This is a genomic window from Anaerotruncus sp. AF02-27, from assembly GCF_003465835.1.
In the GTDB taxonomy this organism is placed as follows: domain Bacteria; phylum Bacillota; class Clostridia; order Oscillospirales; family Ruminococcaceae; genus Anaerotruncus; species Anaerotruncus rubiinfantis.
The window spans coordinates 165,820-179,141 of record NZ_QSBX01000002.1; the positions used below are offsets into that span (position 1 = coordinate 165,820).

Genomic DNA, 13,322 nt, shown 5'->3' on the forward strand with positions numbered 1-13,322 from the left:
TCCAAAGTTTCGGACGCCCCCGGTATCTGCGTTTATTTTTCCTTGATGGTCACAACCGCGGTATACTCACCGGTGGCCCAGACAATCCCCTTGCTTGGAGCCGAAATGCGCACCGGGAGGTTATATGGTCCCGGCGTAATCTCGCGGTCGGAGATGTCGATCTCCGCGACCAGGTCGTCAGAGGTGAGCGTCTCCATAATCTCCGCTTCGCCGATCATATGAACGCCGGTGATTCGCGGCGTTTCAACTGTGACTTCATAGTTGACCGGAACATTAGTCGCTTTGATGTTGGTCACCGCAAAATCTCCGGTCACCATATTCTCCGTGTCAAACGAGAGGCTGATGCGGGTAACGTCCTCCAGATTGATAAAGCCGCTCGGCAATTCCACCGGGAATACAAAGACCTTATCCTTGGTGATCTCGCTGAAATCGACATAGCCGATATTGAGATCCTCATAGAGATCAACCATATTTGCCGGCCCGGCAACCTCGATGGACCCCTCCGAAAGGGTATAATCGAGCGGGTCCCGCGGCATACCCTTCGGCAGATAGAGGTACTCAAACTTAACCGGCAGGTTCTTCTTCTTGAGCACTGGAACAGTAATATCCACCGACACCGGGTCCATCGTCAGCAGAGATTTATCGATCTCGTTTCCCTCACTGTCGTAAAGCATGATATCGCTCTTAACCGTCCGGTTCGCGGTCAGCGGCTCGTCAAAGACCGCTGCCGCCACACATTTATCAATCCGATTGACATCCGCCTCCGGACCGGTGATCGTGACCTCCTTCGGGCTCACAACCACATCCGAACGGATATATCCATCCGGCACCTTCAGTCCTTCAATATCCGAGGAGATCGAGAATTTTTTGGTTGCTTTGCGGTCAACCCGGATTTGGATGGTTTTTGGCTTTATCTCCAGCACGGTGAAACCCTTGCCGAACTTGTCGCTTCCGGAAAGCTTCACGTCGTAGGTGCCATAACTGCTGATGCCGGAAAGCTCGGCCACCACATCGATATCCGATCCCGACAAACCGCCCACGATATACCGCGGCCCTTCGACCACTGCCGAAACAGTGGCAAAAGCGCCTTCCACAATGTTCAGGTTGAGCGGTTCCAAAATGGCCACGGTGGTGGGGGCTTCCGCGATGTTGACCTCAATTCCGTCGATTTCATCGCGCGTGTTCGGATTGATCGCCGTAACGGTGATGAGCCAGGCGATAATTGCCAGAGCCAGGGAAAAAAACATCAAAAACCGTTTGTTGTCAAACAGCTTGGAAAAACTTATTTTCATTTTTTCTTCCCCTTCCACAGTTCAAATTTCTTTTCGGAAGGTTCAGAAACAGCCTTCTCCGGGATCAACGTGTTTTTGAGCAGCTCCTCCAGCCGCGGCAGGCTGTAGCCGCGTTCCAACCGTCCGTTTTGGCAGACGGTAATCAGCCCTGTCTCCTCTGAAACGACCACAATGATTGCGTCGCTGGCTTCGCTCATGCCGAGCGCGGCGCGGTGGCGGGTCCCCAGCTCCCGGCTGATCTCTGAATTATCGGAAAGCGGCAGAAAGCATCCGGCCGCGTAAAGCCGGCCGTCACGCACAATCATCGCGCCGTCATGCAGCGGGGAATTCGGGAAAAAGATATTCCCGATGAGCTCCGGTGTGGGCGCGGAATCAATGATGGTACCGGTCTTGATGATGTCCCCAAGTTTGGTTTTCTGTTCGATGACCACCAGCGCGCCGATCTTCTGGCGGGAAAGTGAAGCCGCCTCATCCACAAGCGCCGCGATGAATTTGCGCCAGCCCTCTCTGGTCTGCTGCTCGTTAAGGCCCTGGGAGAACACATTCAGTTTCGAAATCCGGGTACGCCCAACTTGCTCCAGCGCGCGGCGCAGTTCCGGCTGGAACACAACCACCAGCGCGAACAGCCCAATCTGCAGGATATTGGACATGAGAAAACTCATCGTCTGCAGTCCAACCTTGTCCGCAAGCAGATTGAGCGCGAGCAGCGCCCCGATGCCCTTGACCAGCTGGGCGGCGCGTGTCTCGCGCACAAGCTTGATCGCCTGATAAATCAAATATGCAACGATGAGGATATCTAAAATATCGTACCAATGGATCGTCCGGAAAGTATCCATCAGGTAGAGGAATCTTGTCATGCTTTTAATCTCCTTCGGCTTTCGGAACACACAGGCGGACAAAACCCACGTGCGCACTCCCTCTACTATTTTATCACATCCTGGTATGAAATCAATCTTTTTTTTGATCCCTCCGGCAGCACTTACCCACCCGCACGCGCAATCCGTTTGATCGCGCAAGCCAGGTCGTATCCCTGCTCCACCGTATTGAACGCCCCAACGCTGATCCGCGCGGTTCCGCCGTCAAGCGTGCCGTACTTTTCATGCGCGGACGGCGCGCAGTGCAGTCCGCCGCGCAGCGCAAAGCCCGCCTGGTTTAAGAGCCCGGTCGTCTCCTCTGAAGACTTTCCTTTGATATTGAAGCTTAAAACAGGCAGGTTCACACCTTGCTGCGGCGCGGGCGTATAAAGAACCACATTCGGTTCCGTACTGATTTCATCATAGATACACCGTGCGACCATTGTTTCATAATGCGCGATGCGCCCGATTCCGTGACGGTTTACAAAGTCAATCCCCGCGCCAAGCCCAAGGATACCGACCGTGTTGAGCGTGCCGGATTCGTGCCGGTCCGGCATGAAATCCGGCTGGTTATAGTCCGCCGAAACGCTGCCTGTGCCGCCTTCCGCCAACGGTGTAAGCCGGCTTCCGAGCGCGGTGATAAGCAGCCCGGTTCCGGTCGGGCCGTAGAGACTTTTATGCCCGGCGGTACAGAGAAAATCGATCCCCATGCCGGACACGTCGATCGGTTCCACGCCCGCCGTCTGCGCGGCATCCACGATAAAGTATAACCCATATTGCCGCGCGAGAACCGCCAGCTTTTCAATCGGCATTTTAACGCCAAACACATTCGACGCGTGCGTTGTGATGATCGCCCTTGTTTTCGGACGGATCAGCCGCCGGAAAGCGTCGACCGTTTCCTCGTCGTCGAGCGAGGTTTTTGCCATACTGTAGGTGATGACCCCACGGGTCGCCAGCGCGTGCACCGGACGCAGGACGGCATTGTGTTCGAGATCCGAGATGATCACATGATCGCCATGGCAGAGAAGTCCCTTGATCACGATGTTGACCGCGTAGGTGCAGTTCTGGGTAAAAACGATCTGCGATTCATCCGCCGCGCCGAAGAAAGCGGCCGCTTTGGTGCGCACCCCAAATACCTGTTCGGCCGTTTCCACCGAAAGGTCGTGTCCGCTGCGGCCCGGGTTCGCGCCGTACCGCACCAGAGCCTGGTCGACAGCCGCCTTGACAGCAAGCGGTTTTGGGAAGGTTGTAGCGGCGTTGTCAAAATAGGTCATCCGCTTAACCTCCCTGTATCTCAGTCACCTTGATGTCAGCGGCAGCGAGCAGATTGACCGCCTTCTCCACGCTGCCGGTGATCTTCAGGGCATAGCCGCAGCCCTGTTTGCTGCTTGGCAGGGTATTGCGCTGCACATAGGCCGGGATTCCGTTCTGTTCCAGTATCTTCTGTCCTCTCATCGCGTTGGTGATCGAACGCACCACCAAAAGCGGATGATCTATATTTGCCATAAAAAATTCCCCTAACATAACAAAATACAGCGGCATGCAATACCGCTGTATCATCTTATGCGCAAAGGCGCGTCCCTGTCGCCTGGCCGCTCCTACCGGCCTGTTTGAAGCGAATCCCCCGCCGCCTCCAGAATGCAGACCGCGTGCGCCGAAATTCCTTCGCCGCTGCCGGTAAAACCCATCTTTTCCTCGGTCGTCGCTTTGATGTTCACATCCGCAAGCTGTGCGGCGCAGGTTTGTGCGATGATTTCCCGCATCTGCGAAATATACGGCTTCAGCTTCGGCGCCTGCGCAATGACCGTCACGTCGAGATTACCGAGCTGCCAGCCCATCTGTTCCATCAGCATCCGCACCTTTGTGAGCAGGCGGACGCTGTCCGCATCCTTATAGGACGGATCACTGTCCGGGAATAGCGTACCGATATCCCCCATTGCCAGCGCGCCGAGGATCGCATCCATCACCGCGTGGGTCAGCACGTCCGCGTCCGAATGCCCGAGCAGTCCTTTTTCATATGGGATTTCAACCCCGCCGAGAACCAGCTTCCGGCCTTCCACCAGCCGATGTGCGTCGTATCCATGTCCAATCCGCATCTTCATAACCGTTCTCCCTCTTGTGCCAGTACGATCGCCTGCGCTGTCAGCAGGTCGACCGGCGTCGTAATTTTCAGGTTTATGTAGTCTCCCTTGGTCAGATAAACCGGCTGCCCGATCGATTCCAGCATCTGGCAGTCGTCAGTGAAATCGCCCTTTGCCTCCCGCACAGCCTGCCGGTAACGCGCAATCTCAAACACCTGCGGCGTCTGTACCGCGTATAGCCGCCTTCTGTCCGGCGTGTCGACGATTTTGCGGTCCGCGTCCGCAACCTTGATTGTATCCACCACCGGCACCGCGGCCGCAGCCGCGCCGCAGCGAAAAGCGTCCATCACCGCATCCGCGATCACCTGCTGCGGCACCAGCGGCCGCGCGCCGTCGTGGACGGCAATATACTGTGTCTGCTCGCTCACCGCCGCCAGCCCGCATTCGACCGACTTGCGGCGAGTGTCTCCACCTGTCACGACCGATCGGACCTTTGGGATCGCATAAGCGCGGATCAGCGCGAGCATATCCGGGATGTCCGCCTGCCGCGCTACGATGACAATCTCATCGATCCAGTCGCTCCAGGAGAGCGCCTGCAGCGTACGCACAATGACCGGCATGCCTTCAATTTCCTCGAACTGCTTGTCAATCCCATTCATGCGGGTCGAATTTCCCGCCGCTGGGACAATGCAGGCGACATATGGCTTTTCCAGCGCTTTCTTCCAAAACATCTTTTACTCCCCCTTGTCCTTTTCATGATAGCACAGCCCGTCCGGCATTTCTGCCGCATTTTGGGGGACGGCTTTCCCCGGGCGCGCGAAAAGGGCATAGAGAAACGGCAGCAGCAAGCACGGCCATACCAAAAGATAAGCGCTCAAACCGGTCAGCCGCATCAGCAGCGAAAAGATCTCGGTATAGACCGCCAACGGAATGAACAGGAACAGATCGACAAATGACATTACTCCGAAAAGCCCGAGTTGCTGGGACCCCTGTTCGAGCAGGAAACAGATCAGGTAATACCCACTCATCAGCGCGGCTGACTTTGCAGCCTCTCTGCGGGTGAATCCCCGCAGGCCCAGAATCCCGGAAATGAGAATTAAAAGTATGGCCAGCGAAAAGGTCAGGACGAAAAGCCGGTTCCCCATTTCAGGCGTCCATTCGCTGGTTCCCCTTACCATGGCCTGCACCGCAAAATGCGTAACTACTGTGTGGATAAGCCCGGTGACGAGCGACAACAGCAAAACCCGCCAAATTTTTTTGTTCATTTGAACCACCTCCATACCCTGCCATTGTACCAAATAACAGACAAAACCGCAATCAAAAAAGCCCCTGCCAAAACAGGAGCTTTTCCTTCCTCAAATCGAGATGGCGTCCGCAATCTCGTAAAGGCGCTTATTAAAATCTTTTTTCATATTCAGCGCTTCCAGAATATCATAATCGACAATCTTATTTTCGTGGCTGATCACGACACGGTTTCCGATACCCTGTTCCAGCAGCTCAACCGCATGAAAGCCCATTTCGCTCGCGAGCACACGTTCCCGGGCGGTCGGTGCGCCGCCGCGCTGCACATGCCCCAGAACAGTCGCGCGGGTTTCCACGCCGGTGCGTTTCTCAATCTCCTCAGCAAGATCATGCACCGAGCCGATGCCACCCGCATGGGTCACTCCTTCCGCAACCATGACAATGAAGTGCTTTTTTCCGGTACGCAGGGTTCGCTGCATCTTTTCGACAATGCCTTCTATGGTGAAGGGCATCTCCGGCACAAGAATCGCAACCGCGCCGCAGGCGATACCGGCGTGCAGGGCAATGTCGCCGCAGCGGCGGCCCATCACCTCGACGACCGAACAGCGGTCGTGGGACTGGGAGGTGTCGCGCAGTTTATCGACCATATCCATGACCGTATTGACCGCCGTATCAAAACCGACCGTATAGTCACTGGATGCGATGTCATTATCGATGGTACCGGGAATACCAATGCAGGGAATTCCTTTGAGCGACAGGTCGCGGGCGCCGCGGAAAGAACCGTCACCGCCGATGACGACAAGGCCGTCAATACCGATCTCCTCGCAGACCTGCTTGCCAAGCTCCACGCCCTCATCAGTTGCAAATTCCGGACAGCGTGCGGTGTAGAGCACAGTGCCGCCGCGGTGCAGCGTATCGCAGACGCTGCGCAGGTTCATTTCCACCATGTCGCGCGCCAAAAGGCCGGTATATCCGCGCCGGATACCAATGACACGGATATTCTTGTAAAGTGCGCTTCGGACAACCGACCGGACTGCCGCATTCATACCCGGTGCGTCGCCGCCGCTCGTTAAAACGCCAATCGTCTTTTGCCTGTTTTCCATAGTTCGCGTCCTCCCTGCGGATTTCCCGCCCGATTCTAGCGTAGATTGATACAGAAAAAACAATCTTGTTGACCGTGTATCATTATACTGGATCTCGTTATCCTGTTCAAGCGATCACATTCATCTTTATCAAATTTTACTATATTATCATACAATTTCAAAGCTTTTCTATTCATACTCGGAAAACTACGTTTGCTTCGCCCAACAATTTTTTCAGTTCCCGCTCCAATACCGGATTCCAGTCAACCCAAAGCGTCTTGGCCGCAACATTATATTTTCCTGTATCCTGAAAAAAGAAATACACCGCATTGACTCCATCGAAGATGGAGAGCAGATTCTTCACCCTTTCAAAAACCGGCGTTTCGCTGCTTTCCAACCGCAGGTAAAGCCCGGGGTTTTTGCTGCGTTTCTGTCCTGCGGCGGGCTTTTGCTGCGCCGGCGTGCGGGTAAAGTTTTCCGGCAGCCAGGCGTCTTCGCAAATCAACTTGGCTTCTTCCTCCTCCCGCATAGAAACGCGGGCCCTCACCACCACAACCGTTCCCTCCGTAAGCTTTGCGGAGGTCTGCGCCAGGACTTTCGGGAAGGTGAGCATTTCGATGCCGCCGGTCGTGTCTTCCAGATGGATAAAGGCCATCATTTCTCCGCCGCGGGTAGATTTGAGCCGTTTGGAATTGACGATCGCAGCGACATAGACCGTTTCGCCATCGCGGATATTGCTGCCCCGTTCCTCCGACTGGGAAATATCCGCGACCAACGTGCAGTGATGCCGGCCAATCAGGTCGTTATACCGTGCCAACGGATGCCCGCTGATATAAAGGCCAGTCGTCTCTTTTTCCATTGCAAGCAGCTTCGCGGGTTCCAGCTCCTCCACATCCGGGAGCACATGCTCCCGATGCGCGCTCGCCGCCGGTGCATCAAAGAGATTGATCTGACCCGCGATATTGCGCTTCTGCGCCGCATCGATGTCATCCAGCACGCTTTCATAACCTTCCAGCATCTGATGGCGGTTCGGACAGACACAGTCGAGCGCGCCCGACTTGATGAAGCTCTCAACAGCGCGCTTGTTCATTTCCTTGCCGTACATCCGCTCCGCAAAATCTGTAAAGGTTTTGAACTTTCCGTCATTTTCCCGCTCAGCAAGCAGCTCGCGGATAAAGCCGCGGCCGATATTCTTGACCGCGAGCAGGCCGAACCGGATCCCGTCTTCCGTCACGGTGAATCCTTCACCCGATGTATTCACATCCGGCGGCAGCACCCGGATGCCAAGCTTGCCGCATTCCCCGATATATTCGATCACCTTGTCGGTATTGTCGAGCACGCTGGTGAGCAGCGCCGCCATAAATTCCTTTGGATAATGGCATTTGAGGTACGCCGTCTGATAGGAAACAAACGCGTAGGCCGCCGCGTGGGATTTATTGAATGCGTAGGACGCAAACGAACTCATCTCGTCAAAAATCTGGTTTGCAATTTCGGCAGAAACGCCGTTCTTCAGGCATCCCTCGACAAAGACTCCCCGTTCCTTCTCCATCACGTCATGCTTTTTCTTACTCATTGCGCGCCGCACCAGATCGGCGCGGCCGTAGGAATAGCCGCCAAGCTCACGGCAGATCTGCATAACCTGCTCCTGATAGACAATGCAGCCGTGTGTAACTTCCAGGATTGGCTTTAAAAGCGGATGTTTATAGGTGACAAGCTCGGGATTGTGGCGGTTGCGGATATAGATCGGGATCGAATCCATAGGGCCTGGCCGGTAAAGTGAAATGACCGCTATGAGATCTTCGATCGAGGTTGGGTGCAGCTGTGCGATCACACCCCGCATGCCCGCGGACTCGAACTGGAAGACGCCTACGCATTGCCCTTTTGTGAGCATTGCGAAGGTGTCCGGGTCGTCCAATGGAATCTCATTGATATTGAAACCTGCACTGTATTTGCGCACTTCCTTTTCCGCATAGCTGATGACCGTCAGCGTACGAAGCCCCAGGAAGTCCATTTTAAGCAGCCCCAGCTCTTCGAGCGTCGTCATGGTGAACTCGGTGACCGGCATCGTCTCCTCCGCCTTGTAAAGCGGTACATAGGTGTCCACCGGGTCACGGGTAATGACCACGCCGGCCGCATGGGTTGAGGCGTGGCGGGGCATACCCTCGATCTTGCGCGCCATGTCCAGCAGCTGGCGGACCTTCGGGTCTTGGTTCATCGACTCCTTGAGATCGTTTGAAACCTTAATCGCTTTATCAAGCGTCATCTTGAGCTCGTTGGGCACCAGTTTTGCGATGCCGTCCACCTGCTGATACGGCATACCGAGCGCGCGCCCCACGTCCCGGATCGCGCCGCGCGCGGCCATTGTACCAAAGGTGATGATCTGCGCCACATGATCGGGGCCGTACTTCTGCACAACATAGTCGATGACCTCCTGCCGCCGTTCGTAGCAGAAATCGATATCGAAGTCGGGCATGCTGATCCGCTCCGGGTTTAAAAAACGTTCGAACAGCAGGTTATATTTGATCGGGTCGATTCCGGTGATGCCGATGCAGTAGGCCGCGAGGCTTCCCGCGCCCGAACCGCGCCCCGGCCCAACCGGGATGCCCTGGCTTTTCGCATAGTTGATAAAATCGAAAACGATGAGATAATAATCCACATATCCCATCTTTTCGACGATTCCGAGCTCATATTCCAGCCGCTGCGCGATCTCCGGCTCGGGGTTTTCTCCATAGTAACGGCGCAGCCCTTCGTAGCAAAGCCGTCGGAAATAATCGCGGTTGTCCTCCCCACCCGGCGCAACAAAAAGCGGCAGTTTGGTATTGCCGAATTCAAATTCGACGTTGCACCGCTGTGCAATTTTCAGGGTATTTTCAATTGCGCCGGGAAAATTTTTGAAAAGATCCTCCATCTCCTCACGAGATTTGATGTAGAACTCTTCGGTTTCAAATTCCAGGTCGCCTGGCTCGTCCACCGTGGTATTTGTCTGGATACAAATGAGGACGCTTTGCATCTTGGCGTCCTCTTTTTCGATATAATGCGCGTCGTTTGTCGCCACAAGCCCAACGCCTGTCTCCTGCGCGAGCTTCCGAAGGTCCGGCAGGATCTGCCGCTGCAGCGGGATCCCATGATCCTGGATCTCGATAAAGTAGTCCTCCGGTCCAAACAGGTCGCGGTACCAGAGGGCGGTTTTCTTCGCTTCTTCGTAATCCCCGGCGGCCAGCAGCCGGGGCACCTCTCCCGCCAGGCAGGCGGACAGGCAGATCAGCCCCTCGTGGTATTTTTCGAGCAGATCGCGGTCGATGCGGGGCTTGCCGTAGAAGCCCTCCACAAAACCGGTTGAGACCATTTTGATCAGGTTCTGATAGCCGGTGTTGTCTTTACAGAGCAGCACCAGATGGTACGGTGATGAATCCACCTTATGCACCTTGTCAAAGCGGGTGCGCGGCGCGACATACACCTCACACCCAATCACCGGCTTGACGCCGCTTTTCTTCGCACACTTATAAAAATCGATCACGCCGAACATCACACCATGGTCCGTGATCGCGATCGAACTTTGCCCCAGAGCTTTAGCGCGTTCGATCAGCCGCTCAATCCGGCAGGCGCCGTCCAAAAGGCTGTATTCCGTATGTACGTGTAGATGTGCAAAATCGCCCATGTGAAAATCCCTCCCGGATTTTATTCATACCAAACCGCCGTACCGGATGCGGTCACCATCAGCATACCGTTGTTTGCGCCAAGCACTTCATAATCGATGTCGATTCCGACCACCGCGTTCGCTCCGAGCGCGCGCGCCCGTTCGGAAAGCTCGCTCATCGCTTCTTCCCGCGCACGCAGCAGCTCCTCCTCATAGGTGCCGGACCGCCCCCCGAAAAAGTTTGAAAGTCCCGCCGTGAAGTCTTTGACGAAGTCCACCCCAGAGACCACCTCCCCAAACACAATACCCTTATACTCTTTGATCGCTTTGCCTTCGATCGAAGGCGTAGTCGTTAAAATCACAGATAGCCCTCCTTTATCCAATTGTTTTTGCAAACTCCAAAATTCTCCGAAGCCGGTGGTTCACGCCGGAGCGCGAGATCGGGCTGGAAAGCGCCGCGCCCAATTCCCGCAGCGACATCTCCGGATTGTCAAGCCGCAGCTGCGCCAGCTCCCGCAGATCCTCGTCGAGCGCCCCAAACCCGCAGGTGGCCGCAATCCGGCCGATCGCTTCGACCTGCGGCATCGCGGCGTCAATCGTTTTGCCGATGTTGGCGGTCTCGCAGTTGGTCTCCCGGTTAACCCGGTTGCGCACCTCCTTGACAATCTTCACCTCCATCAGCTCCAGAGCGGACTTTGGCGCGCCAATATAGGTGAGCAGGTCCTCTATGTGTTCACTTTCTTTATAATAGAGCAGATAATCATTGCGGCGAGTCGTCCGCTTCGGTTCCGAAAGGTATTCGGTCAGAAATGCCTCCAGGTCGTCGCAGAGCTCTTTCTGCGGCATCGCAAATTCGAGTTGATAGCTCTTTTCCGGATCGGCAATCCCGCCGCAGGCCAAAAACGCCCCCGCAAGGAAAACCGGCCGTTCGCGTTCCGAAAGCCGCCCCTCCCGGATACGCATACAATCCTCGCCGGCTTTGCAGCCGAAATAGGAAAGCACCGCGATCCGGTCGGAAAGCCCGTCCACATTAACGATATAGACGCTTCGGCGATCCTGGCGTTTGACCTCCCGCATCGTGATGCTCTCCGAAAGGCCCACAAGGTCGGTGATACTGTCGGCATAAAGCCGTGCCACGACCTTATGTTCGGTGTGGATCGAGATACTCTCCTCCCCAAAGGTTTTTCCAAACAGCAAAAGGCCGTAGGCCAACGCTTTGCGGCTGCGCTGGCGAAACGGCCTGTTCTGGCAGATTTCATTTTTCACATGATACGCAAATGACATGACTACTCCTTATGTTTTGCGATATCCCGATGCGTCACGGTGGTGCGCACCTTCTGCTCCTTCATATGTTCCCCCAAAAGCTGCGCGAACACCACCGAACGGTGCTTTCCTCCGGTGCAGCCGACCGCTATCGTAAGCTGGGTCTTGCCTTCGTCACGGTAGAGCGGCAGCAGATAATCGACCAGGTCAAAGAGCTTGGGAATCAGGTTCTGCGCCTGTTCCCACTGGAGCACATACTCCCGCACCGGCGCATCCAGCCCGGTCTGGGATTTGAGCTCCGGGACATAAAACGGATTCGGCAGACAGCGCACGTCGAAAACCAGATCTGCCTCTTTCGGCAAACCGTACTTAAAACCGAACGACATGCAGTTGACCAGCATCGACTGGTTTTTGTCGTCCAGAAACATTGCCACGATCTTTTCCCGCAGCTGATTCACCGAAAGGTAGGTGGTATCGACCACATAATCCGCATTCTGCCGCATTCGTTCGAGCAGACTGCGCTCCTGCGCGACCGCCTCCTCAATCGAAGTGTTCTGTTCATCCATCAACGGATGGCGGCGGCGTGTTTCCTTATAACGCTGGATAAGGGTGGCGTCGTCGCAGTCAAGAAACAGGATGCGAAAACCGCTTGCCGACTCAAAAAATTCTTCCAGCTCATCGAAAATATCTCCGAAAATCTCCCGGCTGCGCGCATCGATGACGATCGCGACCTTTTCGGCCTTCTGGTCGGCCTGCATGCAGAGATCGGTGAACGCCCGCACCATCTTCGGCGGCAAATTATCGACACAATAGTAGCCGATATCCTCCATCGCCGCGATCGCACGGGACTTTCCCGAACCGGACATGCCGGTGATGATTACAAATTCCATACCCGCCTCCCTGCGCCCCGGATTGGGGCAGCGGCGCAGCCGGACTCAGCCGTCTTCGCCCAAAAGTTTAATTTCACATTCCAACCGGTAACCGGTCTTTTCTTGTACCGTATTCTGCACCAGCCGCACGAGACGGCGGACATCCTCACAGGTCGCGTGGTCATAATTGATGAGGAAGCCCGCGTGCTTTTCGCTCACCATCGCGCCGCCGACGCGCACACCCTTGAGTCCGCACTGGTCGATCAGCGCCGAAGCATAAGCGCCTGACGGCCGCTTAAAGGTGCTGCCCGCGCTCGGATATTCAAGCGGCTGTTTGGCGACACGCCGCTGCATCAGATCATCCATCTTTGCCTTAATCGCAGCCGGTCCGCCTTTTTGAAGCGAAAAAACCGCTTCGGTGATGAGACATCCCGGATGGTCAGTGAACCAGCTGTGCCGGTAGGAAAGCGTCAGCTCCTCCGCTGTTTTTTCCAAAGCATTCCCATCCGTGTCAAGATAATCCACTTTTTCCAGTACGTCACGGATTTCCCCGCCGTAAGCGCCCGCGTTCATATAAACCGCGCCGCCCACACTTCCAGGAATGCCATAAGCGAATTCCAACCCGGTAAGACCCTGTTTTTGCGCAAAGACACAAAGCGCCGTGAGGCTCGCGCCCGCTGGGCAGGAGATCTCTGTTTCGCCAAGCAGCTTTGGCTGCGCCGCCTGTTCGTCAAGCGACAGCACCCCGCCGCGAATCCCTTTGTCGGAAACCAGCAGGTCGGAACCCTTTCCAACAATCGCAACCGGCACATCGAGCTCCCCTGCGCGGCGCAGAAGGAGTGCCGCCATTTCTCCGTCCTTCGGTTTCATCATCAGGTCAGCGTTTCCGCCGATTTTAAACGAGGTGTGCGCGGACATCGGTTCGTCTTTCCAGCAGGCGCATCCGATTTCCGCACAGTAGGCTGCCAGCTCGTTTAATTGTTCCATGCTTTCCCCCGTCAG

Annotated in this window: 13 protein-coding genes; all 13 read right to left on the bottom strand. The window is 55.6% G+C overall.

Annotation, left to right across the window (positions count from 1 at the left end; all coding sequences use genetic code 11):
- Nucleotides 1-32: 32 nt before the first annotated feature.
- Nucleotides 33-1,292, bottom strand: a complete 1,260-nt coding sequence (locus DWV16_RS02860) for a YbbR-like domain-containing protein (protein WP_118477738.1) — start codon at nucleotides 1,290-1,292, stop codon at nucleotides 33-35.
- Nucleotides 1,289-2,149 (bottom strand): diadenylate cyclase CdaA, encoded by an 861-nt coding sequence (cdaA, locus tag DWV16_RS02865; protein ID WP_066459399.1) that lies wholly within the window; start codon nucleotides 2,147-2,149, stop codon nucleotides 1,289-1,291. Before cdaA ends, DWV16_RS02860 begins: the two co-directional genes overlap by 4 nt.
- 122 nt (nucleotides 2,150-2,271) lie before the next feature.
- Nucleotides 2,272-3,420 carry an aminotransferase class V-fold PLP-dependent enzyme gene (locus DWV16_RS02870; RefSeq protein ID WP_118477739.1) on the bottom strand — a complete coding sequence of 383 codons (1,149 nt, stop codon included), beginning with the start codon at nucleotides 3,418-3,420 and terminating at the stop codon, nucleotides 2,272-2,274.
- Nucleotides 3,421-3,424: 4 nt separating this feature from the next.
- Entirely contained in the window at nucleotides 3,425-3,652 is a 228-nt protein-coding gene (locus DWV16_RS02875) for a DUF3343 domain-containing protein (protein ID WP_066460459.1), read from the bottom strand.
- Between the two features lie 92 nt (nucleotides 3,653-3,744).
- Nucleotides 3,745-4,242 carry a 2-C-methyl-D-erythritol 2,4-cyclodiphosphate synthase gene (ispF, locus tag DWV16_RS02880; RefSeq protein ID WP_118477827.1) on the bottom strand — a complete coding sequence of 166 codons (498 nt, stop codon included), beginning with the start codon at nucleotides 4,240-4,242 and terminating at the stop codon, nucleotides 3,745-3,747.
- 2 nt (nucleotides 4,243-4,244) lie between these two features.
- On the bottom strand, nucleotides 4,245-4,958 hold the full coding sequence (ispD, locus tag DWV16_RS02885) for a 2-C-methyl-D-erythritol 4-phosphate cytidylyltransferase (RefSeq protein ID WP_066459395.1): 714 nt from the start codon (nucleotides 4,956-4,958) through the stop codon (nucleotides 4,245-4,247).
- Between the two features lie 3 nt (nucleotides 4,959-4,961).
- Nucleotides 4,962-5,492 carry a hypothetical protein gene (locus tag DWV16_RS02890; RefSeq protein ID WP_118477740.1) on the bottom strand — a complete coding sequence of 177 codons (531 nt, stop codon included), beginning with the start codon at nucleotides 5,490-5,492 and terminating at the stop codon, nucleotides 4,962-4,964.
- A gap of 90 nt (nucleotides 5,493-5,582) precedes the next feature.
- The gene (pfkA, locus tag DWV16_RS02895) at nucleotides 5,583-6,572 is read right to left on the bottom strand and encodes a 6-phosphofructokinase (RefSeq protein ID WP_066459393.1); all 990 of its coding nucleotides are present in this window, start codon (nucleotides 6,570-6,572) and stop codon (nucleotides 5,583-5,585) included.
- A 172-nt stretch (nucleotides 6,573-6,744) separates the two neighbouring features.
- Nucleotides 6,745-10,209, bottom strand: coding sequence for a DNA polymerase III subunit alpha (locus DWV16_RS02900; protein ID WP_118477741.1), 3,465 nt, complete (start codon nucleotides 10,207-10,209; stop codon nucleotides 6,745-6,747).
- Between the two features lie 20 nt (nucleotides 10,210-10,229).
- Nucleotides 10,230-10,550, bottom strand: a complete 321-nt coding sequence (locus tag DWV16_RS02905) for a putative heavy metal-binding protein (protein ID WP_066459387.1) — start codon at nucleotides 10,548-10,550, stop codon at nucleotides 10,230-10,232.
- Nucleotides 10,551-10,563: 13 nt separating this feature from the next.
- Nucleotides 10,564-11,472 (bottom strand): DNA-binding protein WhiA, encoded by a 909-nt coding sequence (gene whiA, locus DWV16_RS02910; protein WP_066459386.1) that lies wholly within the window; start codon nucleotides 11,470-11,472, stop codon nucleotides 10,564-10,566.
- A 2-nt stretch (nucleotides 11,473-11,474) separates the two neighbouring features.
- Complete coding sequence (gene rapZ / locus DWV16_RS02915; protein WP_066459384.1) at nucleotides 11,475-12,341, bottom strand: RNase adapter RapZ; 867 nt, start codon at nucleotides 12,339-12,341, stop codon at nucleotides 11,475-11,477.
- Between the two features lie 45 nt (nucleotides 12,342-12,386).
- Nucleotides 12,387-13,307 (bottom strand): UDP-N-acetylmuramate dehydrogenase, encoded by a 921-nt coding sequence (murB, locus tag DWV16_RS02920; RefSeq protein ID WP_066459382.1) that lies wholly within the window; start codon nucleotides 13,305-13,307, stop codon nucleotides 12,387-12,389.
- Nucleotides 13,308-13,322 lie beyond the last annotated feature (15 nt).

What these genes read in the sequence shown, in the direction of transcription:
- rapZ (WP_066459384.1), bottom strand. Translation starts at nt 12,341, where the DNA reads ATGGAATTTGTAATCATCACCGGCATGTCCGGTTCGGGAAAGTCCCGT.
- pfkA (WP_066459393.1), bottom strand. Translation starts at nt 6,572, where the DNA reads ATGGAAAACAGGCAAAAGACGATTGGCGTTTTAACGAGCGGCGGCGAC.
- DWV16_RS02870 (WP_118477739.1), bottom strand. Translation starts at nt 3,420, where the DNA reads ATGACCTATTTTGACAACGCCGCTACAACCTTCCCAAAACCGCTTGCT.
- murB (WP_066459382.1), bottom strand. Translation starts at nt 13,307, where the DNA reads ATGGAACAATTAAACGAGCTGGCAGCCTACTGTGCGGAAATCGGATGC.
- whiA (WP_066459386.1), bottom strand. Translation starts at nt 11,472, where the DNA reads ATGTCATTTGCGTATCATGTGAAAAATGAAATCTGCCAGAACAGGCCG.
- DWV16_RS02900 (WP_118477741.1), bottom strand. Translation starts at nt 10,209, where the DNA reads ATGGGCGATTTTGCACATCTACACGTACATACGGAATACAGCCTTTTG.
- DWV16_RS02875 (WP_066460459.1), bottom strand. Translation starts at nt 3,652, where the DNA reads ATGGCAAATATAGATCATCCGCTTTTGGTGGTGCGTTCGATCACCAAC.
- ispD (WP_066459395.1), bottom strand. Translation starts at nt 4,958, where the DNA reads ATGTTTTGGAAGAAAGCGCTGGAAAAGCCATATGTCGCCTGCATTGTC.
- cdaA (WP_066459399.1), bottom strand. Translation starts at nt 2,149, where the DNA reads ATGACAAGATTCCTCTACCTGATGGATACTTTCCGGACGATCCATTGG.
- DWV16_RS02890 (WP_118477740.1), bottom strand. Translation starts at nt 5,492, where the DNA reads ATGAACAAAAAAATTTGGCGGGTTTTGCTGTTGTCGCTCGTCACCGGG.
- ispF (WP_118477827.1), bottom strand. Translation starts at nt 4,242, where the DNA reads ATGCGGATTGGACATGGATACGACGCACATCGGCTGGTGGAAGGCCGG.
- DWV16_RS02860 (WP_118477738.1), bottom strand. Translation starts at nt 1,292, where the DNA reads ATGAAAATAAGTTTTTCCAAGCTGTTTGACAACAAACGGTTTTTGATG.